General features: G+C 69.0%; 21 protein-coding genes and 2 pseudogenes. 2 read left to right on the top strand and 21 right to left on the bottom strand.

Annotated elements, in window-relative coordinates; genetic code table 11:
* Positions 1–8: 8 nt before the first annotated feature.
* The 13 genes and pseudogenes from VGV06_10680 to VGV06_10620 all read right to left on the bottom strand — a co-directional run bounded on the left by VGV06_10680 (position 9) and on the right by VGV06_10620 (position 12,304).
* Positions 9–2,051 (bottom strand): penicillin-binding transpeptidase domain-containing protein, encoded by a 2,043-nt coding sequence (locus VGV06_10680; GenBank protein ID HEV2055620.1) that lies wholly within the window; start codon positions 2,049–2,051, stop codon positions 9–11.
* 30 nt (positions 2,052–2,081) lie between these two features.
* On the bottom strand, positions 2,082–2,543 hold the full coding sequence (locus VGV06_10675) for a hypothetical protein (protein ID HEV2055619.1): 462 nt from the start codon (positions 2,541–2,543) through the stop codon (positions 2,082–2,084).
* Positions 2,540–3,448, bottom strand: coding sequence for a 16S rRNA (cytosine(1402)-N(4))-methyltransferase RsmH (rsmH, locus tag VGV06_10670; GenBank protein ID HEV2055618.1), 909 nt, complete (start codon positions 3,446–3,448; stop codon positions 2,540–2,542). The genes VGV06_10675 and rsmH overlap by 4 nt, the downstream gene beginning before the upstream one ends.
* A gap of 2 nt (positions 3,449–3,450) precedes the next feature.
* Positions 3,451–3,891, bottom strand: coding sequence for a division/cell wall cluster transcriptional repressor MraZ (locus tag VGV06_10665; GenBank protein HEV2055617.1), 441 nt, complete (start codon positions 3,889–3,891; stop codon positions 3,451–3,453).
* Between the two features lie 211 nt (positions 3,892–4,102).
* Entirely contained in the window at positions 4,103–4,891 is a 789-nt protein-coding gene (locus VGV06_10660) for a M48 family metallopeptidase (GenBank protein HEV2055616.1), read from the bottom strand.
* A 9-nt stretch (positions 4,892–4,900) separates the two neighbouring features.
* Positions 4,901–5,452 (bottom strand): prepilin-type N-terminal cleavage/methylation domain-containing protein, encoded by a 552-nt coding sequence (locus VGV06_10655; GenBank protein HEV2055615.1) that lies wholly within the window; start codon positions 5,450–5,452, stop codon positions 4,901–4,903.
* A 122-nt stretch (positions 5,453–5,574) separates the two neighbouring features.
* A complete protein-coding gene (locus tag VGV06_10650; GenBank protein HEV2055614.1) occupies positions 5,575–6,468 on the bottom strand; it encodes a 3-hydroxyacyl-CoA dehydrogenase family protein in 894 nt (297 codons plus the stop codon).
* Positions 6,469–6,521: 53 nt separating this feature from the next.
* On the bottom strand, positions 6,522–7,937 hold the full coding sequence (locus tag VGV06_10645; protein HEV2055613.1) for an amidase: 1,416 nt from the start codon (positions 7,935–7,937) through the stop codon (positions 6,522–6,524).
* A 27-nt stretch (positions 7,938–7,964) separates the two neighbouring features.
* On the bottom strand, positions 7,965–8,804 hold the full coding sequence (locus VGV06_10640) for an ABC transporter permease (GenBank protein HEV2055612.1): 840 nt from the start codon (positions 8,802–8,804) through the stop codon (positions 7,965–7,967).
* Positions 8,805–8,856: 52 nt separating this feature from the next.
* Positions 8,857–9,810: an ABC transporter permease gene (locus VGV06_10635; protein ID HEV2055611.1), complete on the bottom strand. Its 954-nt coding sequence runs from the start codon at positions 9,808–9,810 to the stop codon at positions 8,857–8,859.
* A gap of 10 nt (positions 9,811–9,820) precedes the next feature.
* A complete protein-coding gene (locus VGV06_10630; GenBank protein HEV2055610.1) occupies positions 9,821–11,431 on the bottom strand; it encodes an ABC transporter substrate-binding protein in 1,611 nt (536 codons plus the stop codon).
* A gap of 199 nt (positions 11,432–11,630) precedes the next feature.
* Positions 11,631–11,972, bottom strand: a complete 342-nt coding sequence (locus tag VGV06_10625) for a hypothetical protein (protein ID HEV2055609.1) — start codon at positions 11,970–11,972, stop codon at positions 11,631–11,633.
* Positions 11,969–12,304, bottom strand: a pseudogene (locus tag VGV06_10620) (MucR family transcriptional regulator). Before VGV06_10620 ends, VGV06_10625 begins: the two are co-directional and overlap by 4 nt.
* A gap of 165 nt (positions 12,305–12,469) precedes the next feature.
* Between VGV06_10620 and VGV06_10615 the strand changes: the two are divergent.
* Together VGV06_10615 and VGV06_10610 are read left to right on the top strand one after the other, a co-directional pair.
* Positions 12,470–12,646: pseudogene (locus tag VGV06_10615) on the top strand (phosphonate ABC transporter, permease protein PhnE).
* Between the two features lie 39 nt (positions 12,647–12,685).
* On the top strand, positions 12,686–14,131 hold the full coding sequence (locus VGV06_10610) for a type II CAAX endopeptidase family protein (protein HEV2055608.1): 1,446 nt from the start codon (positions 12,686–12,688) through the stop codon (positions 14,129–14,131).
* On the opposite strand, the gene VGV06_10605 is transcribed toward VGV06_10610, so the two are convergent.
* The 8 genes from VGV06_10605 to VGV06_10570 form a co-directional block, all read right to left on the bottom strand.
* Complete coding sequence (locus VGV06_10605; GenBank protein HEV2055607.1) at positions 14,128–14,568, bottom strand: heme-binding protein; 441 nt, start codon at positions 14,566–14,568, stop codon at positions 14,128–14,130. The two genes, VGV06_10610 and VGV06_10605, sit on opposite strands and share 4 nt — an antisense overlap.
* Positions 14,569–14,593: 25 nt before the next feature.
* A complete protein-coding gene (locus VGV06_10600; GenBank protein HEV2055606.1) occupies positions 14,594–14,899 on the bottom strand; it encodes a Rieske (2Fe-2S) protein in 306 nt (101 codons plus the stop codon).
* A gap of 41 nt (positions 14,900–14,940) precedes the next feature.
* Entirely contained in the window at positions 14,941–15,627 is a 687-nt protein-coding gene (locus VGV06_10595) for an iron-containing redox enzyme family protein (GenBank protein HEV2055605.1), read from the bottom strand.
* Positions 15,628–15,703: 76 nt separating this feature from the next.
* The gene (locus VGV06_10590) at positions 15,704–16,666 is read right to left on the bottom strand and encodes a dipeptide ABC transporter ATP-binding protein (GenBank protein HEV2055604.1); all 963 of its coding nucleotides are present in this window, start codon (positions 16,664–16,666) and stop codon (positions 15,704–15,706) included.
* Positions 16,663–17,658, bottom strand: a complete 996-nt coding sequence (locus VGV06_10585) for an ABC transporter ATP-binding protein (GenBank protein ID HEV2055603.1) — start codon at positions 17,656–17,658, stop codon at positions 16,663–16,665. Before VGV06_10585 ends, VGV06_10590 begins: the two co-directional genes overlap by 4 nt.
* Positions 17,655–18,539, bottom strand: coding sequence for an ABC transporter permease (locus VGV06_10580; GenBank protein HEV2055602.1), 885 nt, complete (start codon positions 18,537–18,539; stop codon positions 17,655–17,657). Before VGV06_10580 ends, VGV06_10585 begins: the two co-directional genes overlap by 4 nt.
* A gap of 6 nt (positions 18,540–18,545) precedes the next feature.
* Positions 18,546–19,466, bottom strand: a complete 921-nt coding sequence (locus tag VGV06_10575) for an ABC transporter permease (protein ID HEV2055601.1) — start codon at positions 19,464–19,466, stop codon at positions 18,546–18,548.
* Positions 19,467–19,496: 30 nt separating this feature from the next.
* A partial coding sequence (locus VGV06_10570) for an ABC transporter substrate-binding protein (protein HEV2055600.1) occupies positions 19,497–20,908 on the bottom strand: 1,412 nt, incomplete at its 5' end.

Raw genomic sequence — 20,908 nt, 5'->3', positions numbered from 1 at the left:
GTCTCCGGTCATCGACTCGCGGCCGGCGGCCCCGCCGGCCCGGTCCCCGCCGGCCCGGTCCCCGCCGGCCCGGTCCCCGCTGGTCCGGTCAATGTCAGGCGGCACGTCATGCCGGCCGTCATCGGCGTCCCCGGCGCAGGGGATTGGGCGACGACGACGCCGCGACCCTCGACCTCGAGCGCCACATCGTATGGGGCCAGCGCGACCATAGCGCCGCGAAGCGAGCGGCCCTCTAGCGCGGGCATGACACGCGCGGCGCCCGAGGCGTCGTCGAGGCTCGCGAGCCTGAGGGGCGCCGCCGCGGCCGTCGTGTCGGCGTCGCCCGCTACATGGCCGCGCATGATCGGCACAGGGCTGGTCCCCCGCGGCGGGACGTTCATGTGGCGCAGCGCCTGGAGACCGATGGCGGCGAAGATTGGCGCCGCCGCCTCGCTGCCCCACTTCTCGTTCTTGGGCTCGTCGAGCATCACGATCATGGCCAGCCGCGGGTCGTCGGCCGGGGCGAAGCCCACGAAGGACAGCACGCCCGGCGCGTGGGAGTAGCGGCGCGTCGCCGGGTCCATCTTCTGCGCCGTGCCGGTCTTGCCGGCGACCTCGTAGCCCTGGATCGCGGCGTTGTGCCCCGTGCCCTCGCGCACGACGGCCGTCAGGATGGTCGTGAGCTCGCGGGCGGTCTCGGGCGAGATCACCTGGCGGACGGCCTTCGGCTCGAAGCCTCGCACCTCGCGCCCCTGGCCGTCGAGCACCGCGCGCACGATCTGCGGCTGCATGAGGCGTCCGCCGTTAGCGATGGCGGCGAAGGCCGCGACCATCTGCACCGCCGTCACCGAGATCTCCTGGCCGATGGACATCGTCGCCAGCGACAGCGCCGACCACTGCGGGGGCGGGCGCAGCTGGCCGCGGCTCTCGCCCGGCAGCCCGAGGCCCGCGGGCTGACCGAAGCCGAAGCCCGTGATGTACTTGTAGTAGCGCTCCTTGCCGAGCTGCATCCCCGCCTTGATCGAGCCCACGTTGGAGGAGTTCTGCAGGACCTCGGCGAAGGTGAGCCAGCCGAATGGCTTCCAGTCGGAGATGACCGCGCTGGCGACCTTGATCTTGCCGTTCTCGCCGTAGAAGCGGTCGGTCGGGCGCACGACGCCTTCCTCGAGCGCGGCCGCGGCCATGATGACCTTGAAGGTCGAGCCCGGCTCGAAGGGGTCGGTGAGGGCGCGGTTGCGCCGCTGCTCGTCCGTCGCCGCGCCGAACGCGTTCGGATTGAACGTGGGCCGGATCGCAAGGGCCAGGATCTCGCCCGTGCGCGGATCCATCATGACGGCCATCGCCACCTTGGAGCGCGTGCGGCGCCAGGCGGCCTCGACCTCCTTCTCGGCCAGGTACTGGAGCGTGGCGTCGATAGTGAGTGCGATGCCCTGCCCCGGCACGGACGCCTTGAGGACGACGGGGGCGCCCGTGACGTCACGGCCGAGGCCATCGCGCTCGACGAGCGCCCGGCCTTCGGCCCCTGCCAGGTGGACGTCCCATGCCTGCTCGACACCGCCCAGGCCCTTGCCGTCGAGCCCCTCGAAGCCGATGACGTGGGCGCCCAGCTCGCGGCTCGGGTACAGGCGCAGGCTCTCCTGGAGGAATCCCAGCCCCGGCTCGTTCAGGTCGCGCACGGCCTGCGCCACGGGCGGAGACAACTTGCGCTTGACCCAGACGAAGCGCTTGGCCGGATCGAGGCGGCGGGCGATGTCGACCGCGGGCTCGCCCAGGATCGGCGAGAGCTCGCCTGCAAGGCGCTGAGCGTCGTCGATGCGGTGGGGCAGCGCGAAGAGCGACTCGGCGTTGGACGACTCCGCCAGTACCTGGCCCCCGCGGTCGACGATCGGCCCGCGCTTGGGCCGGAGCGCGACCGTCTTGGCGTGCTGGCTCTCGGCCAGCCGGGAGTATTCGTCGTGCTTGAAAACCTGGAGGTACGTCAGCCGGCCGAGGATCCCGAGGAAGGCGCAGGCGACGCACGCTGCCAGGATCAGTGTGCGGCTCCTTAGACCCGGGTTCCGGGGGGCCGTCATGGGGGCGGAGCGGCCTCGCCTCGCTTCATGCTAGCGGACCCTCTCGCGCAAAGGCGCAGCGGCCACCGCGGTACGCTCTGCGAGCGCCGTCGATGTCGTGCCGGCGGCCGCGAACTCGCGCGCCAATTGGATCTGCTGCCGGGTGGGAGCGACCATGCCGAGCCGTGAGCGCGCCTCGAGCTCGATGCGCGCCAGCGATTGGAGGCTCGCCTTCTCGACGCGCAGCCGGCGGTTCAACTCCTCGGCGCCGGCCTTGGCCGTGCGCAGGGTGTCGAGCCGGTAGGACAGGCGCACCTGCTGCATGCGAAGCCCGACCAGCCCCAGCACCAGCGCCACGACGACGCCGGCGGCCGCGACCCCTGCCAGCATGGCGCGCAGACGTCGGCGGTCGGTGTCGCGGTGGAAGTGCGCCACCTGCTGGTCGGCCGTAGACGCTCCCCTGAGACCCAGCGACATCTGGATCGGCATCGCGTGGGCACCACCCATCTTCATGCCGCCGCCTCCAGCCGCTCGAGCACGCGGAGCTTGGCGCTCCGGGCCCGCGGGTTGCCGCTGATCTCGTCGTCCGACGCGGTAACCGGCGAAGGCTCGAGCTCGATGAAGCCCGCTCTTTCGAGCGCCCGGAAGGCGCGCTTGACCGCGCGGTCCTCGCCAGAGTGGAACGAGATGACGCCCAGCCTGCCGCCCTGCTCGAGCAAGGCCGGCGCCTCGTCCAGCGCCTGGAGGAGCGCCTCGGGCTCCTCGTTCACAGCCATGCGGAGCGCCTGGAAGGTGCGGGTGGCGACATGCGTGCGGCGCGACCAGGCCGCGCGGGGCACTCCGGCCTTGACCGCCTCGACCAAGTCCGCCGTCATCGTCAACGGGGAGCGCCGCCGCCGCTCAACGATTCGTTTCGCGATGCGTCGCGCGTGGCGCTCCTCGCCGTACTCGAAGAGGATGCGGGCCAACTCGGCCTCCGTTGCGTCCGCCAGCAGGTTCGCCGCCGTGCGGCCGCGAGCGGGGTCGAAGCGCATGTCGAGCGGCTCGTCCTTCTGGAAGCTGAATCCCCGCCCCGAGGCGTCGAGCTGGTACGAGGACAATCCCAGGTCGAGCAGGATCGCCGCGGCCTGGCTGACGCCGGCCTCGCCCGCGTGCGCGCCCACGTCCCTGAAACTCCCGTGGCGGAGCCGCACCCGGTCGCCGAAGCCCGCGAGCCTGCGGCGCGCGCGCTCGAGCGCCTCGGGGTCGCGGTCGATCCCGAGCACCCGGGTGTTCTCTCCGCCGGCTTCCAATAACCGTTCAGCGTGTCCGCCCATGCCGATCGTCCCGTCCACCACCCAGCCCCCGCGTCGGGGGCGCAAGAGGAACGTCACTTCGTCCACCAGCACCGGGAGGTGCGCCGCCGCCTCCCGCTCCATCCCTAGACGCCCTTCGCCGCCAACCTCGCGCGGAGATCGTCGAGCGTCCCGGCGTTGTCGCGCTGGGCGTGCGCCCACCGCTCTTTGTCCCAGACCTCGAAGTACGTCATCATGCTGACGATCTCGACGTCCTTCACCAGGCCGGCCCGTTCGCGATAGTTCTGCGGGATCTGGATCCGCCCTTGCGGGTCCAGCATCACGGCCTTGCCGCCGGAGAGATAGCCGTGCTGGAACATCCTTCGGTCGGGGTCGAGGAGCGGCAGTTTGCCGACCTTGTCCTCGAGCTCCTTCCACCTCCGCTCGGGGTAGACTTCGAGCGCATTGCCGTTCGGGGCAATCATCAATTTGTCTCCAAAGCCGTCGGCCAGCACTTCCCGGAAATCAGCCGGGATGCTGAGCCGTCCCTTCGGATCCACCGTGTGACTGAACTGTCCCCGAAACACCGTCTCCCCTCTCGTTGGGGAAAGAATCTCCCCGGGCCGAGCAGTGAAACCACTTCATGGGATTTCACCCCACTCAGCGGCCTAATCTAAAGGTTGCGCTTGGGGGTGTCAAGAAAAAACTCTGATTTCCTTGATATATCCAGATCATCCGCCAAGGCGACGGGTGGTGTCCGGCCCTGACGGGGCTACCGCATCTTGGAGAAGTGGGGCCTCAGCGGGGGTGGTAGTACTGCATGGCTTCCGGCATCCAGACCTCGATTTGCTGGATCCGTGTGGGCTCCGAGGGGTGGGTGGAGAGGAATTCAGGGGGCTTTCCCGACCCCTTCGAGGCCGCGGCCATGCGGACCCAGAGGTCCCTGGCGGCGTGGGGGTCATAGCCGGCCTCGGCCATCAGGATGAGTCCCAGGTGGTCGGCCTCCGACTCCTGGGCCCGGCTCCAAGGGAGAAGCACCCCGACTGTGGCCCCGGCACCGAGGAGGGAAGCCACGGCCTGGACGGTGGCGGGATTGCCCCGGGAGAGAGCCGCCATGGTTGTCTCAAGGCCGACGTTGACCAGCATTTGCTGGCTGACCCGCTCGCCGCCATGACGCGCGATGACGTGGCCGATCTCGTGCCCCAGGACGGCTGCCAGGCCGTTCTCGTCGCGGGTGATGGGCAGGATACCGGTGTAAACGGCAACCTTGCCACCGGGCAGGGCGAAGGCATTCACCTGCTTGTCATCCTGGATGAGCCGATACTCCCACTTGTATTCCGGGTGGCCCGTGACCGCGGCGATGCGACTGCCGACCCGGGTGACCATCTCGCTCGCCGCGGCATCTGAGGACAGCTTCGTCTTGGCCAGGGTCTGCTGGTAGGCTTGGGCGCCCAACTCGCTCTCCTGCTGGGGCGACATGAACTGGAGCTGCGAACGGCCCGTATACGGCACGGTCTCGCAGGCCGTCACGACGCCCGCCGCCACGAGCGCCACCGCGAGAGCTGGGTGCCACCGGAAGCTGCGCATGGGCGAATCCTACCAGAACGCCCCGTTTCTCAGGGAGACGAGCGTCGCCATGGTCGCCTTGGGCCCGGCACGCCCCGCCTCGATCTCTATCCTGACCGAAGCGACCCGCGCCGGATCAGCCGTGGGCGCGCCGGCCTTGTCGAGGTAGGAGAGACTGAAGCGCCGCACGTTCTCGGCCAGGGGCTGGGCGCCGCCTCCCGCGTCCCGCCGGAGCGTCGTTTCTCCCGAGCGCAGCAGGTAGGTGACGCGCTCGCGCGTGGGGTCGATCAGGCCGTTGCCGTTGAGGTCGCGCTGAAAGACGATCCGGGCGGGCTCGGCCACGAGGACGGCCTCGATCCCCGCATCGGTAGGGTCATAGCCCGCCTCGCGGAGCTCGTGCGCCATGCGCTCGAGAGCCGCGCGTATGGCCTGCTGCGCCTCGACCCTTCCTGCGCCCCAGCCCCAGGCGGCGAGGCCGGACTGGAGCACGCTCAGAGTGGCCGACATGACGAGACCCATGATGGCCGTCGCGACCAGCACCTCGACCAGCGAATGCCCCGTCTGCGCGCGCCGCCCCCGCATGGCGCGCAGGCTGTCTCACACCCCGTTAGGCGTCAATGTCCAGCTTTAGGAGCGTCGCCGGTCCGATACGCCCGTCAGTCGAGGATCGACGTGGGCGGAGCGTCTCCGTCGCGATACGCGTATCAGTCCAGGACCGGCTTGGGCGGATCCGTCGAGTAGTCGTAGAAGCCGCGCCCGGTCTTGCGCCCGAGGTCGCCGCGCTTGACGCGCTTCTCCAGCTCCTTGGGCGGCCGGTCGGCGTCGTTCTTGGTCACAGCAAAGGTCTCGAGGCGGGCGTTGTAGCCGATGTCGAGGCCCGAGAGGTCGCCGAGCTTGAAGGGCCCGAGCGGGTGGTTGAGACCGAGCTCCACCGCCTTGTCGATGTCGGCGTGGCTGGCCACCCCCTGCTCGAGGCAGTAGTAGGCCTCGCGCACCAGGGCGCGAAGAATGCGGTTGACGAGGAAGCCCGGCAGCTCTTTTCGCAGGATCACCGGCTCCCGGCCGCTCCGCCGGCTTACCTCGGCCGTGATCTCCACGGTCTCTTCGCTGGTCCACTGCCCCTTGACCACCTCGACGAGCTTCATGACCAGCGGCGGGTAGAAGTAGTGCATGTTGACGCACTTCTCCGGCCGCTTGGTCGAGGGCGCGATCTGGGAGTTCATGAGCGTGGACGAGTTGGTCGCGAGGATCGTGTGGGGCGGGCAGAGACGGTCGAGCTTGGCGAAGCAGTCCTTCTTCGGCTCGAGCCGCTCCACGATGGCCTCGATGGCGAAATCCGCGTCGCGCGCGGCCTTCTCGAGGTCAGGCTCGAGCGTGACGCGGGCGACGGCCTCTTCCATCTTGTCCTTGGTCATCTGCCCCTTCTGGACGCGGCGCTCGAGCTGCTTGCGGTTCCCGGCCATGCCCTTCTGCAGGAGCTCCATGTTGAGGTCGTTGAGCGTGATCTGGTAGCCGTGCAGCGCGGACTGCATCGCGATCTGGGCGCCCATTTGCCCGGCCCCCACCACCAGGATGCGTTTGACGTCGTCAGCGGTCATGTCGTCTCCCCCTTCGGAGTCACTTGGTCTTCGGAGTCAGTCGGTCTTTGGAGTCAGTCGATCGGGGGTTTGAGATGGTGCCAGGGCTGCGCCCTTTCGAAGGCCGCCGCGGCTCGAAGGACGGTGGCGTCGTCGAAGCGGCGGCCCACGATCTGGAGCCCCACCGGGAGCTTGTCGGCGGTGAAGCCGGCGGGCACCGAGCACGCGGGCTGGCCGGTCATGTTGAAGGGATAGGTGAACGGAATCCACTCGTAGGGCTCCGCCGGACGCCCCGCGATCTCGCTTGGATTATCGAGGCCGATCTTGAAGGGCGGGCAGGCCACCGTGGGCGTGAGCATGATGTCGTAGGTCTCGAAGAGGCGGCGCGGGTGCTCCCACCAGGCCATCCGGTCGAACCAGGCCTGGACGTAGGTTGTGGGCCCCCAGGAGAGGGTTTCGTCGATGAGCGCCGCCAGACCCTCGTCGATGTCGGCGCGACGCTGAGGCAGGTAGGGCGCCAGCCGAGCGGCGACGCCGCCGCAGAAGATCGCCCTCCACATCTGGTGCGGCGACGGCCAGCGGGGGTTGACCTCCTCGACGCGGCAGCCCAGCTCGCGGAAGCGCTTGGCCGCGCGCGCGCAGACGGCCGCTACTTCGGGATCCACCAGCTTTGCGTAGCCCGGGTCGGGCACCCACGCCACGCGGAGCCCCTTGATCCCACCCTTGATCGCCTTGACGTAGTCGACTGGCGCAGCGGGCAGCGAGAACTGGTCACGCGAGTCGGGTCCCGCGCAGACGTTCATCATGAGCGCGGCATCCGTCACCGTGCGGGTCATCGGCCCGATGTGCGAGAGGCTCCAGCCCCCGCTGGGGGGATACACGGGGATGCGGCCGAAGGAGGCCTTGTGGCCGAAGATGCCGGCGAACGACGCCGGAATGCGAATGGAGCCTCCACCGTCCGTGCCGATGGCGAGCGGCCCCATGCCGGCCGCGACGGCGGCGCTGGCGCCCCCGCTCGAGCCGCCCGGGGTGCGATCGAGGTTCCACGGGTTGCGCGTCGCGCCGAAGAGGAGATTGTGCGTGGCGCCGATCCAGCCCATCGTGGGCGTGTTCGTCTTGCCGAGCTGGATCGCCCCGGCCGCGGCCAGCCGCTCCACCATCGGCGCCGTCTCGGTCGGCACGTTGTCGGCGTAGAGCCGCGTGCCGAAGGTCGTCCGGATGCCCTTGGTGACGACAAGGTCCTTGGTGGAGAAGGGGACACCATGCAGCGGCCCGAGCCTGGCGCCCCGCCTCGTGAGCGCGCGCTCGGCCGCGCGGGCGGAGCGCATTGCCTGCTCGGCCGTCAGCGTCACGAACGCGTTGAGCGTCGGGTTCAGGCGCTCGATGCGCCCGAGCACGGCCTTCATTACCTCCACCGGCGAAACCTTCTTCCGCCGGATGGCCGCGGCCATCTCCGAGGCCGGCATCCAGCACAGGTCATCCGAAGCCATGTCTACCTCCTTCAGCGAAGACGTGGGTTAGGCGCCGCGCAGGCGTGGGTCCAGGGTGTCGCGGAGGGCATCACCCAGGAGATTCGCGCCGAACACCGCAAGGCTGATGGCGATGCCCGGGAACAGCACGAGCCACGGCGCCTTCTGGGCGTACTCGGCGGCCGAGACCGACAGCATGCGCCCCCAGGAGGGATACGGCTCCGGCACGCCCAGGCCCAGGAAGGACAGCGCCGCCTCGACGAGGATGGCGCTGCCGAGCTGGGCCGTGCCCAGCACGATGAATGGCCCCACGGTGTTGGGCATGATGTGCCGGAAGGCGATGCGCAGATGGGTGAGCCCCAGCGCGCGCGCGGCTTCCACGTATTGGAACTCGCGGATGGAGAGCACGCTCGAGCGGATGACGCGGGCGGCGCGCGGCATGATCGGGATCGAGATCGCCAGAATCACGTTCGGGATGGACGGCCCGAGCGCCGCAGCCATGACGAGCGCCAGGACCAGCAGCGGCAGCCCCTGGAGGATGTCCATCATGCGCTGGACCACGAGGTCGGTCTTGCCGCCGACGTAGCCCGAGAGGAGTCCGATGACGCCGCCCAGCAGCGAGGCGACGAGGGTCGAGCCCAGGCCCACCAGGAGCGACACGCGCGCCCCATGGAGGATGCGGGAGTAGATGTCACGGCCCAAGTGGTCGGTGCCGAGCCAGTGCGCCGCGCTCGGCGGCGCCAGCGTGACGGCGGCGTCGGTGGCGATGGGATCGTAGGTCTGCAGCACGTTGGCGAAGATCGCGGCGAACGCGATCAGCAGCATGATGACGCCGCCGGCCGCGCCGAGAGGCTTCTTGCGGCAGAAGCGCAGGAGCGTCACCCACATCCCGTCGCGGGAGGGTCGCGCTGCGGGCGCGGCGACGGCCACGGCCGCCCCGCTAGCTGCCATAGCGCACCCGCGGGTCGAGCACGCCGTAGAGCATGTCCACAGCGAGGTTCGAGAAGATCACGACCATGGCGATGAACATGACGAGGGTCTGCACGATCGGGTAGTCACGCCACAGGATGGCCTGCACGAGGAAGCGCGCGATGCCCGGCAGGTTGAAGACGGTCTCGGTGACCACGAGCCCGCCGATCAGGAACGCGAACTCGATGCCGATGATGGTCACGACGGGCAGGATCGCGTTCTTGAGCGCGTGGCTCCAGATCACAACGCGCTCCCCCTGCCCCTTGGCGCGCGCCGTCCTGATGTAGTCTTCTCGCATCACTTCCAGCAGTGCCGAGCGCGTGATGCGCATGATGAGGGCCGAGGAGCGGTAGCCGACCGCCATGGCGGGCAGGGCAAACTGGATCGCGTGGAGCTTGAAGTTCTCGGTGATGGGGACGTAGGTCATCGGCGGGATCCACCCGATCCAGGCCACCAGCGTTAGGATGATGACCATGCCGAGCCAGAAAGACGGCATGCTGAGCCCCGCCAGGCTCACCACGCGCAGCACGTAGTCGAGGGCCGTGTCCTGGCGCACGGCGCTGATGACGCCCGTCGGGACACCGAGCAGGACCGCCACGATCATGGACAGCGTCGCCAGCTCGAGGGTGACGGGGATCAGCGGCCGGATGATCTCCCAGGCCGGCAGGTCGTAGCGGTAGGACTTGCCGAGGTCGCCGGTGGCCATGTGGCCGATCCACTCGATGTATTGGGCCCAGACGGGCTTGTCGAGCCCGAGCTCCTTCTCGATGGCGGCTCGCTCGGAGGGATTCACGTAGCCGCCGGTCGAGAAGAGGATGTCCACGATGTCCCCCGGCGCCAAGCGCAGGAGGACGAAGATCACGAGCGACATCCCGAAGAGCGTCAGCGCCGCGATGCCGAGGCGCTGGAGGAGATAGTTCTTCACCCCAGGCGCGCTACTGGTCCCGCCACACGTCCTGCATGCGGCCGAAGTTGTAGATATTGTTGTGCGGGATGAGGTCGTGCACGTACGGCCACTGGGTGAAATAGTCGAGCTTCCAGTCGAGGATCGGCCGCGCCGCGTCCTCCTCGAGCTTCTTCTGCAGCGCCACGACCATCTCGAGCCGCTTCTGCGGGTTCAGCTCTTGCGACTGCTGGTCGACCATCTTCATCACCTGCTCGCTGCAGTACTGGCTGTAGTTGCGCGGCGAGCCGCAGGCGTAGTTCTCGTAGAAGTTCGCATCGGGATCGTCGACGCCCAGCCCCGTCAGGTTGGCGCCGATCTGGTAGTCGCCGCGCGTGGCCATCGAGTGCCACTGCGCGGTCTCGATCTGCTTGAGCGTCGCGTCGATGCCGATCTGCTTGAGCTCGTTGATGACGAAGGAGGCCATGTCCACGTAGATGGCGATGTTGCGCGTGCCGATTTCGACCTTGAGCGGCTTCTCGGGCGTGTAGCCGAGCTCGGCCATCATCTTCTTCGCTTTGTCCTTCATGTCGGCCGGCTTGCCGTAGCCCGGGAGCGCCAGCAACCCCTGCTCAGCGATGCCCCAGATGCCCCATGGCTTGGGCGGCAGCGCCGCGCCCGCGACGGCTCCGCCCTGGTGGACGGCCTGGATGAGGCCCCGGCGGTCGATCCCGTAGCTCACGGCCAGCCGCACCTTGATGTTGTCGAAGGGCGGCTTCTTGACGTTCATGATGATGTTGTCGCTGACCGTCTGCCCGACGGGCGTGACGACCAACTGGGGCACGGCCTTCTTGACCTGCTCCGATGAGGTCTTCGTCATCTCCCCGGGGAAGGAGACGTCGAGCTTGCCGGCCTGGAGCGCCGAGTTCCGCGTGCCGCGGTTCTCGATGACCACATAGCGGAGGGTGTCCAGGTAGGGCCTGCCCTTGACGAAGTAGTCCGCGTTCTTGACGTAGTCGACGAACTCGCCCTTGCGCCACTCCTTGACCTTGAAGGGCCCGGTGCCGATGCAGCCCGTGCGGTAGCTCGCGGGCGGCACGTGCGCGGCGTAGATGGGCGTGTAGCCCGAGGCGAACATGATCAGGAGCGAGGGCTGGGGGCGCTTGAGACGGAAGACCACCGTGTGAGGATCGGGCGCCTCGATGGCCTCGATGTTGGCGTACCAGTCCTTTCGCGGGTTGATGCGAAGCTTGGCCTGCGCCTCGGGCGCCTCGCGGAGCATGTCGAAGGTGAACTTGACGTCCTTCGAGGTGAAGGGCTTGCCGTCGTGCCACTTGACGTCCTTGCGGAGAAAGAACACGAGGTTTCTATAGTTGTCCTGCCACGACCACTTCTCGGCCAACTCGCCCACGAGGGTCTCGACGCTCTCCGTGCGCTTGTGCTGGTCGAAGAAGATGAGGTTGTTGAAGCAGGGCAGCGACGGGTAGCTCACCGATATCGTCGACGACTCGTGAACGGCGAAGCCCTGGGGCAGGTCCTCGCGCAGCATGATGTTGAGATGCCCTCCGGGCCTTGGCGTCTGAGCCTGGGCGGGTACGGCGGTCACGAGCGCGGCGGCCCCGAAGACCAGCCACACGGCGGCGACAACACGGAAGCGCGTCATTGTGTTCCTCCCCTTCACGCCGGTCGGCCGCGACCTGGCGACTCATGCCCCTGGGTGGGAATTCCTTGGTCTGCCGCAGGAAGACCCCGCGCCACACGCGAATATACGCGAAGGGGCCCGCGCTCTCAACCCTTCTGCGCCTGCGTTACGCGATGCGTCAGGTGCGCGAGGGCACGGAGGGGCAACCGGGGGGACGCGGCTAGCACGTCCCGGGGCTCGGGGACGGCGCCGGCCGCAAGACCCGGATCTTCGTCGTGACCCACTCCTCTCCGTTCTTCTCCTGAACCGTCTCAACCGTGTCCGCGACGGGGATGTCCCCCCGCGCGATGGGATAGCCGTCCACGCCGTAGCAACGCGTCGCGGCGTCGGTGGTGAGCGGGCAGGTCGCGTCCCCCGACTCGAGGACGAAGATGCCGCTCTGGCTGTCGGTCTCGACAATGAGACCGCGGACCGGCGCCGCGCCCGAGACCTCGGCGTGGCCCGCGTCAAGAGCCAGAAGTCCGGCAAAGGGCCACCCCGCAGCCAGCACGCGGCCGTTCACAGCCCGCCTCGCCCGGCCGCACGACGCGCGTCGCGGCGCGTGAGGAGCTCCTCGAGGGTCACGGGCCGCATGCCCCCGCGACGGCGCAGCTCGGGGTCGGCCACGATGGGCCGGCTGCGGATGCGCGACGCAAGGCCGCTCCGCACGGCGCGCTCGGCGTACAGCCGGCAGAACGCGCGGCACATCAGCGGGCGCCCGCGGTTGTAGCCGAAGCGCCCCTTGTATTCGAGCGCCGACAGGGCGTGTCCGCGCAGGTGCGTGTTGGTCAGCTGGCGGAAGCGCGCGCCGCAGATGAGGCACACGATCTGCTCCTCCTCCACTGCCCGGCGTGGCGTGGGTAGCGGACGAGACCAGCGCCAGCCGCGGCACGCTCGACCCGCTCTACTGCGATGCGGACACGGATCTCACGACCAACTGCCCAAGGACAAATCGAAGTGGAAGAATCTCGCCGCCATGGTCGAGACGCTCAACATCGTAACGCTCGGCACGCTCATGACAACGTGCGCGAGTCGGCGGTGCTGGGACTGGTCGGCGCAGGCGGCATCGGTCTCGTGCTGGACGCCGCGATCAACGTATTCCAGTGGCGCACCGTCGCCGCCGTCCTCGTCGCCGTCTTCGCGGTCGTCCTCTTCGCCGAAGTCGCAGTCACCGCCATCCGCAAGCGCGTGCTCTAGCTCCCTGTCCCGTCGGGGGCGGTGCTATACTGCCGCCGCATGTCCGGCCCCGAATTCGACGGCGCCCCGCCCGCTCCCGATCCTTCCGCGGCCCCGCCGCGGCCCTTCTTCCGCCCGTGGGCGACCTGGCTCTCGACGGTCCTCGTGACAGGGCTCGTCGGCTATCTCTTCATGCTGACGCCCGGCGGGCCGCTCGATCGTCTCCACCGGCCGGAGGACTCGCTCGAGCGGTTGACGGAGCGCGAGATGGACGTGCGCGCGGCGCTCCGCCATGCGACCCCGTGGGAACGCCGCCTCTACGCCCTGCTCTCCGGAGGGGACGAGGGGATCGATGACTGGATCCGCTGGCACGAGGAGCTGGCCGAGGTCTCGACGTCGCCCGACGTGGAGCTCTCCCGGCTGATCCTGCTCGGCGAGACGCGCCAGACGGAGGCGCTGCGGTCGGCCCTGGACGACTGGGAGGACAGCGAGCCGGCGGCGACGCGCAGGAGGGACTGGATCGAGGCCGCCTACTTCGAACCGTCCCTCAGTCGCGCCACCGGGCGAGCGCTCATCACCGAGGTGCGCGACGAGCTTCCCGCGGGTTGGTTCGCCGACGCGCTCGTCGCGCGCCTCGCGCGCCGCTCGGGAGACGCCATCGCGCGCCAGCAGGCCGAGTCCGCCATCGCGGCACGCGGTTCGGTCCTGCTCCGCCGCTGGCGCGCGCTCGAGGCGGCGGGACTGCTGCTGGCCGTGGCGGGCCTCGCGACCGTGGGCCTTATGCTCGTGACCCACGCAGATCTGAACGTGGCAGACGCCCGGATGCCGGAAGCCTTCTCGCTTGCGGACGGCTACGCGCTGTTCATCCGGGGCGCGCTGGGCTTTCTCGTCCTGGGCGCCGGCTTGGGCCTGGCGATTCCCGACGACAGTGCGCTCGACGCCCTCACGGGCCCGGCGTCCGTGGCGCCCATCCTTCTCTACGCCGCCTGGTACCTGCGCTCACGCGGACTGTCCTTCACCGCGGCCTTCGGACTCTTGCCCGGCCGGGATCATCTCGTCACCGTCGCCTGGGTCGCCCTCGCTCTCGTCGGGCTCCAGCTGGCAGGCGAGAGCCTGATCGGAGCGGCCCTCGACGCCCTGCGCCTCAGCTCGCACTGGGCCGACGGGCTCCAGGAAAACCTCATATGGGGCTCGTGGGGGCTCGTAGCCCGCGAGACGATCGGCAGCGCGCTCTGGGCGCCGCTCGGCGAAGAGGTGGCCTTCCGCGGCGTCCTCTACCCCGCGCTCCGCAGGCACTTCGGCGTCGCGCCGGCTGCGGCGCTTTCCGCGGCCGTCTTCGCGGTCGCGCACGGCTACGGAGTGCTTGGCTTCGCCGCGGTCTTCTGGAGCGGCATCCTCTGGGCGATGGCCTACGAGCGGACCGGGAGCCTCTGGCCCAGCATCATCGCGCACGCTGCCGGCAACCTGGTGGCGACGGTCGGCGTCGTCGCTCTGCTACGGGGCTAGCGCTTCAAGGAACGGAGAAGCGCGGCGATCCCCGCCTCGCCGACCTGCGTGTCCTGCTCGCCGCTGCCGCCGCTCACGCCGATGCCGCCCACCACGTCGCCCTCCACCTCGATGGGGAAGCCGCCGACAAAAATCGCGAACTTGCCCGGGTGCATGGCGTGGATGCCGAAGGCCTCGTTGCCCGGCAGCGCGGGACCATCGGGCGGCGCGTTGAACTTGTGGGTGGCGCGCCGGTGGCCGGCCGCGGTGAAGGCCTTGGCGATGGCGATCTCGACGCCGGTGATGCGCGCCCCCGTCATCCGGTGGAGCGCGATGGCGTGCCCGCCGTCGTCGCAGACGCAGATGGTCTGGGCGACGCCGATCACCTTGGCCTTGGCCTCGGCCGCCTCCAGGACGATGCGCGCGTCCTCCAGCGTGAGCCGCTTGACCGTGATCATCCGCGCTGCCTCCCGCGACACCGGTTCACGGCACCTCCACCCATATGTCCCCGCCGTCGATCCGCACGGGGTAGGTCGCGATCGCCGCGCCCCGGGCGGGCAGGAGACACTGCCCGGTCCGCACGTCGTAGAGCCACCCGTGCCACGGACAGGTCAGCCTGGCCCCGGCCAGCTTGCCCTCGCTGAGCGGACCGCCGCGGTGCGAGCACGTGTCGGCGCACGCGTAGACGCGCTCCCCGACGCGGGCCAGCACCACGCGCGACCCGTTGATCTCCGCCAGCTTGCAGCCACCCGACGGGACCTCCTCGAGGGAGGCCGCGCGGTACTCCATGTCCGCTCAGCCCGCGTTCCGCTGCGCCTCTCCCCGCGCGGTCACATGTCTTCCTTGAGGACGAAGGCGCGGTGGAGGCCGGACATGTACTGCCATCGCATCTCGGTCGCCTGCCGCACCTGCTCGGCAGCCTCGGCCTGCCTCTCGGGCGTGGTGCAGTGTCCCTCGACGATCTGGTAGCCGCGCTCGCCGTGGACCTCGTCCGCCTCGATGTGGATGGCGAAGAACTCGACCTCGTGATCGGTGAAGCCATAGTGGGTCTTGAGCGGCGGCAGGCTGCGCTGGTAGATGCCGGGCACCTGCGACTCCAGGCCGACGAGGAGCCCCGCCGCGGCGATGTGGAAGGGGCGCTGGGAGGTCTCGTAGCACCACGCCGTGAGCGCCCGGGTCGTGGGCAGCTGCTGCGCGGTCTCGACTTCCTTGCGGCTAACCCCGCACGCCTCGGCGAAGCGGATCAGCAGGTCGACGTGCTTGACGCCCGATTCTTCTTCGATGATGTTCTCGAGCAGGAAGTCCCGGGCGTCCGAGTCCGGGCACTCGGCGTACACGGCCGCGCACCAGCGGGCGAACTGGGATACGTACTGGTAGTGCTGCGACGCCCACGAGCCGAACTGCGCCCGCGTCAACTCCCCCTTGACCCATTTCTCTGTGAAGAGGTTCATCCGACTATGCTTGGCCGCGACGGCGGCCTCGAGGCGCTGGCGGAACGGGCTCTTGCTCTCGCTCATCTCGTGCTCCTTGTCTGTGGAGGTTGACGCGAGACACCCTATAGAAGGCACTCGGCCGGGCGCCGTCCAGCCCCGCCTAGTCGAAGAGGTGGCAGGCGATCTCTCGGCCATGAGAAGACTTGAGCCGGGGCTCATCCCGTGAGCAGCGCACCATAACCTTGGGACAGCGCGGGTGGAAGTGGCACCCGGCCGGCGGGTTGACCGGGCTCGGCACTTCGCCGGCCAGCACGATCTCCTCACGCTGCTCGTCCGGATGCGCGGGAAGCGCGGCGGCGAAGAGCGCCTGCGTATACGGATGCTGGGGCGACGAGGCCACGCGCGCCGACTCGCCCATCTCCACGATGCGCCCGAGGTACATGACGGCGATCACGTGGCTCATGTGGGCCACCGCCGCCAGGTCGTGGGCGATGAAGAGGTAAGCGAGCCCCAGCTCCTTTTGGAGGTCGCGCAGCAGGTTCAGGATCTGCGCGCGGATCGAGACATCGAGGGCCGAGACCGGCTCGTCGAGGACCACCAGCCGCGGCGACAGGGCGAGCGCGCGGGCGATGGCGATGCGCTGGCGCTGGCCGCCCGAGAACTCGTGCGGGAAGAGGTCCTTCGACCGCGCCGGCAGCCCGACGACGTCGAGGAGCTGCGCGACACGGGCGGCGACCGCCGCGTCGTCGAGGCGCTCGTGGGTGACGAGGGGCTCCGCGATGATGGAGTCCACGCGCATGCGCGGGTTGAGTGAGGCGAAGGGGTCCTGGAACACCGCCTGGACGCTCTTGCGGTAGCGCATGAGACCCTCGCCTTCGAGCCCGGCCACGTCCTGGCCCTCGAACAGGATCTGGCCCGCTGTCGGCTTCTCGAGCCGCAGGACCATCTTGGCGGTCGTGGTCTTGCCGCAGCCGCTCTCTCCCACGACTCCCAGCGTGCGGCCGGGCTCGATGGCAAAGGCGATGTCATCCACGGCCCGGACCACGCCCCCGCCGCCGCCAAGGAGCCCGCGGCCCACCGAGAAGTGCTTAGTCAGGCCGCGCGCCTCGAGGAGCGGCGTCATCGTTTAATAAGGCGGGCGGGCGCCTCGGCAGCCAGCCAGCAGCGCGCCCGGTGCTGGGCAGCCACGCGGGTCTCGGGCGGCGCCTCGGTCCGGCAGCGCTCGATCACCAGGGGGCAGCGCGGATGGAAGGCGCAGCCCGGCGGCAGCGCGGATGGATCGGGCGGCTGGCCCTCGATGGCGGTCAGCCGCGTGACGGTGTCGCCGAAGCGCGGGATGGACTCGATGAGCGCCCGCGTGTAGGGATGGGCCGGGGCGTTGAAGATCGTCCGCACCGGACCCGTCTCGACCAGGCGCCCGGCGTACATGACCGCCACCTGGTCGCACATCCGCGCCACGATGCCGAGGTTGTGGGTGATGAAGATCAGGGCGAGCCCGTGCTCGCGCTGGATGTCGCGCAGCAGCTTGAGGTACTGCGCCTGGATCGTCACGTCCAGGCTCGTGGTCGGCTCGTCGGCGATGAGCAACCTCGGCCCGCACGAGATGGCGATGGCGCCGACTACCCGCTGGCGCATCCCGCCCGACAGCTCGTGGGGGAACTCGCTCACCCGCCGCTCCGGCGCCGCGATGTTGACGGACGCCAGCAGCTCCCGGGCTCGCGTCCATGCGCCGCGTCTCGACATGCCCTCGTGCGCGCGCAGCGTCTCGGCGATCTGATTGCCCACCGTGAAGAGGGGGTTGAGCGAGGCCATCGGGTCCTGGAGGATCATGGCCATGCGCTTGCCGCGGAGGGCGCGCATCTCGGCATCGGACTTGTCGAGGAGGTCCTCGCCCTCGAAGCGCATCGAACCGCTCGCGATCCGCGCCCCCGGCGGCAGGAGACGCATGAGCGTCAGCGCCAGCGTCGTCTTGCCGGAGCCGGACTCGCCGACGATCCCGAGGGTCTTCCCCGTTTCGAGCGTGAAGGAGACGTCGTCCACCGCGCGCGTCACGCGGGTTCCGCGCGCGCCGACGTACTGGGTCGATAAGCCCGACACCTCCAGGAGAGCGGTCACAGCGAGCGGAGCTGCGGGTCGAGCTTGACGCGGAGCCAGTCGCCGAGGAGGTTGGCCGAGAGAACCATGAACATGATGCAGAGCCCCGGCAGCACGGTCAGCCACCAGTAGCCGGCCATGAGCCCCTTCTTCCCGTCGGCCAGCATGAGCCCCCAGGCAGGCTTGGGCGGCGGCACGCCGACGCCGAGGAAGGACAGCGCGGCTTCGGTGACGATGACGATGCCCAGCATGAGGGTGCCGAGCACGATTGCGGAGTTCAGCACGTTCGGCAGGATGTGGCGGCGCATGATCGTCTTCTTCGAGCACCCCGCCACGATGGCCAGGCGCACGTAGTCGCGCTCGCGGAGCGACAGGACCTCGCCCCGGATGACGCGGGCGTAGCGCGTCCAGTAGACGGCGGCCAGGATGATGACGATGTTCCACTGGCTGGGGCCGACCACGGCCGCAAGGAAGATCGCAAAGGTCAGCGCCGGCAACGCCAGCCACGTGTCCGTGACACGCATGATCACCTGGTCGACCCAGCCCCCGAGGTAGCCGGACAGGATGCCGAGCGTCGTGCCGAGGAGGCCGGCCACGATGACCGCGGTGAAGCCCACCACCATGGAAACGCGCGCGCCGAAGATGAGGCGCGACAGCACGTCGCGTCCGACGTGGTCGGTCCCCAGCAGGTAGGCTTGGCTGCCGCCGGCCTGCCACGCGGGAGGACGGAAGCGGTCGCCGAGCACGCCGATCTCGGGGTTGTACGGCGCCAGCACGTCGGCGAAGACGGCCACGAGCGCGATGATGCCGATGATGATCGCGGGGATCCAGGGAAAGCCCTCGATCCGGAGCCAGGCGAAGCGCCACGGCACCGTGAGTGTGGCCGCTCGGCTGCCGTTCATAGCCACCTACCTCTCATAGCGGATGCGCGGGTCGATCACCGCGTACAGGACGTCCACGAAGAAGTTGACGATCACGATCATGGCCCCGCCGATAAGGACGGTGGCCTGGACCACCGGGAAATCGCGGAAGGAGATGCCCTCGTAGAGCAGCCGGCCGACCCCGGGCCACGCGAAGACCGTCTCCACGACGACCGCGACATTGACCATGATGACCAGGTTGATGCCGGCCAGCGTCAGCACGGGGATGAGCGCGTTCTTGAAGGCGTGCTTTCCGATGACGAGCGCCTCGGGCAGGCCCTTGAGCCGCGCGAGCTTGACGTACTCCGAGCCCAGCACCTCCAGCATGGCAGAGCGCGTCAGCCTCATGTGGGCCGCCGCGAAGTACCAGCCGAGGGCAAACGCCGGCATGATGACGTGCAGCGCCGTGCCGGAACCGGAGGACGGCAGCCAGCCGAGGTACACGGAAAAGAACAGGATCATGACCAGGCCGACCCAGAAGGAGGGGAGCGACAGCCCGAGCAGCGCGAAGATCTTCCCCGCGCTGTCCCACCATTGGTTCACGCGGACGGCCGCGAGGATGCCACTCGGGATGCCGACGAGGAGTGAGAATGCCATGGCCGCCACGGCGAGCATGAGGGAGTGCGGCAGCCGGGAAAGGTAGAGCTCCAGCACCGGCGTGCGGTAGTAGAAGGAGTGGCCGAAGTCGCCTCGGGCGAGGCTCGACATGAACTGGCCGTACTGGACCCAGATCGGCCGGTCGAGACCAAGCTGGACGCGGATGGCGACCAGGTCCTCCTTGCTCGCCCCGGGCTCCACCAGCAGCACTGAGGGGTCGCCCGTCAGGCGCACCAGCAGGAAGATGGTCAGGGAGAGGAGGAGCAGGGAGAGCACCGCGTAGCCCAGCCGCTTGACGATGAATCGTTTCATGGCCGCCACGTTCCATGCATGTGCCGCCTCTTACTTTCCGTTGAGCTTGAGATCTTCGTAGGGCGCCGAGTAGGCGTGGTTCGCGATCAGGCCGAGGCCGTGGACGGCCGGGCGCGCGCCCACGCCGTTGAGGAAGGCCGGCTCGATCACCGGGCCGAACATCACGCGCTCGTGGATCATCTGCTGGATCTTGTCGAGGAGCTGCCGCCGCACCCGCGGGTTCATCTCGTTCGCCTGCTCGGAGAAGAGCCCGTCGATGTCTGGGTAAGCCCCGTAGGCGTAGCGGCCGCCCGTCACCGCGTTGACCTCGATGCGCGTGGGAGCGTTCCCGGGCGCGCCGCTGCCGTTCTGGACGACGAAGCGGAGCTTCTTGTCGGCGAGCTCCTGGTAGAAGGCCGCGCGCTCGAGCGGGCGGAGCTTGATGCGGATGCCCACGGCCTGGAGATAGTTGACCACCGGCTCGCCGATGGCGGTGCCGTAGATCATGTCGCCGGATAGCTCGCCCGCGTCGAAGCCGTTGGGGTAGCCGGCCTCTGAGAGGAGCTGCTTGGCGCGCTTCGGATCGTACGGGTACGGCGGCGGCGCCCAGAAGTACTCCATGCCCTGGGGCACGAAGCTGTAGGCGAGCTTGGAATAGCCGAGGTAGACGGCCTGGTTGATGCCCTGGCGGTCGACGGCGAGATTCGCGGCCAGCCGTACCCGTTTGTCGTACCAGGGCGACTTGGCATCCCACTGCTCGGTGAAGACCATCCAGATCGTGAACGGGAAGAAGGTGGGCGCCAGCGTCAAGCCGGGCGTGCGCTTGAGCTCCTCCGCCAGCGGCCCCGTGATGCTGTAGGCGATGTCGACCTCGCCCCGCTTCAACGCGGCCAGCCGTGTCGACTCGTCGGGTATCACGCGGAAGACCAGCGTCTTCACGCCCGGAGTCTTCCGCCAGTAGCCGTCGAAGGCCTCCAGCACCAGCTCCACGCCGGGCTTGAAGGACACGAACCGGTACGGGCCCGCGCCCACGGGCGCCTTCTTGAAGCCGTCGTCGCCCACCTTCTCGACGTACTTCTTCGGCACGATCCAGGCGGCCCCGGTGGCGGGCGTCGCGTAGAAGATCATGAAGTCCGGCCACGGCCGCTTGAGAGTGAAGCGGACGCGGTAGGGGTCCACGACCTCGACCCGCGCCACCTTGGCCTTCAGGTCAGCGGCGGACGCGCCGCGGTAGCGCTCAAAGGAGAACTTGACGTCCTCCGCGGTCACGACGTCACCGTTGTGGAACTTGACGCCCTTGCGAAGCGCGAACTCGTACGTCAGGCCGTACTTGGACATGGTCCAGGACTCGGCGAGCGAGGGCGCCATGGCATTGCCAGGCATGGGCTTCACGAGCGCGTCGTGCAGCGCGTAGAGCACCATGAAGGGCGTGATGATGCCCGGGGTCTCGGCCGGGTCGAACC

It is taken from the genome of Candidatus Methylomirabilota bacterium (genome assembly GCA_035936835.1).
Taxonomy (GTDB): Bacteria; Methylomirabilota; Methylomirabilia; order Rokubacteriales; family CSP1-6; genus AR37.
The sequence above is the reverse complement of the archived record's forward strand: the minus strand, read 5'-3'. Positions and strand labels throughout refer to the sequence as shown.

Bases quoted from the DNA above. Each gene is read 5' to 3' on its own strand.
- VGV06_10680 (HEV2055620.1), bottom strand. From the start codon at position 2,051: ATGACGGCCCCCCGGAACCCGGGTCTAAGGAGCCGCACACTGATCCTG.
- VGV06_10675 (HEV2055619.1), bottom strand. From the start codon at position 2,543: ATGAAGATGGGTGGTGCCCACGCGATGCCGATCCAGATGTCGCTGGGT.
- rsmH (HEV2055618.1), bottom strand. From the start codon at position 3,448: ATGGAGCGGGAGGCGGCGGCGCACCTCCCGGTGCTGGTGGACGAAGTG.
- VGV06_10660 (HEV2055616.1), bottom strand. From the start codon at position 4,891: ATGCGCAGCTTCCGGTGGCACCCAGCTCTCGCGGTGGCGCTCGTGGCG.
- VGV06_10655 (HEV2055615.1), bottom strand. From the start codon at position 5,452: ATGCGGGGGCGGCGCGCGCAGACGGGGCATTCGCTGGTCGAGGTGCTG.
- VGV06_10650 (HEV2055614.1), bottom strand. From the start codon at position 6,468: ATGACCGCTGACGACGTCAAACGCATCCTGGTGGTGGGGGCCGGGCAA.
- VGV06_10645 (HEV2055613.1), bottom strand. From the start codon at position 7,937: ATGGCTTCGGATGACCTGTGCTGGATGCCGGCCTCGGAGATGGCCGCG.
- VGV06_10640 (HEV2055612.1), bottom strand. From the start codon at position 8,804: ATGTGGGTGACGCTCCTGCGCTTCTGCCGCAAGAAGCCTCTCGGCGCG.
- VGV06_10630 (HEV2055610.1), bottom strand. From the start codon at position 11,431: ATGACGCGCTTCCGTGTTGTCGCCGCCGTGTGGCTGGTCTTCGGGGCC.
- VGV06_10610 (HEV2055608.1), top strand. From the start codon at position 12,686: ATGTCCGGCCCCGAATTCGACGGCGCCCCGCCCGCTCCCGATCCTTCC.
- VGV06_10605 (HEV2055607.1), bottom strand. From the start codon at position 14,568: ATGATCACGGTCAAGCGGCTCACGCTGGAGGACGCGCGCATCGTCCTG.
- VGV06_10600 (HEV2055606.1), bottom strand. From the start codon at position 14,899: ATGGAGTACCGCGCGGCCTCCCTCGAGGAGGTCCCGTCGGGTGGCTGC.
- VGV06_10595 (HEV2055605.1), bottom strand. From the start codon at position 15,627: ATGAGCGAGAGCAAGAGCCCGTTCCGCCAGCGCCTCGAGGCCGCCGTC.
- VGV06_10590 (HEV2055604.1), bottom strand. From the start codon at position 16,666: ATGACGCCGCTCCTCGAGGCGCGCGGCCTGACTAAGCACTTCTCGGTG.
- VGV06_10580 (HEV2055602.1), bottom strand. From the start codon at position 18,539: ATGAACGGCAGCCGAGCGGCCACACTCACGGTGCCGTGGCGCTTCGCC.
- VGV06_10575 (HEV2055601.1), bottom strand. From the start codon at position 19,466: ATGAAACGATTCATCGTCAAGCGGCTGGGCTACGCGGTGCTCTCCCTG.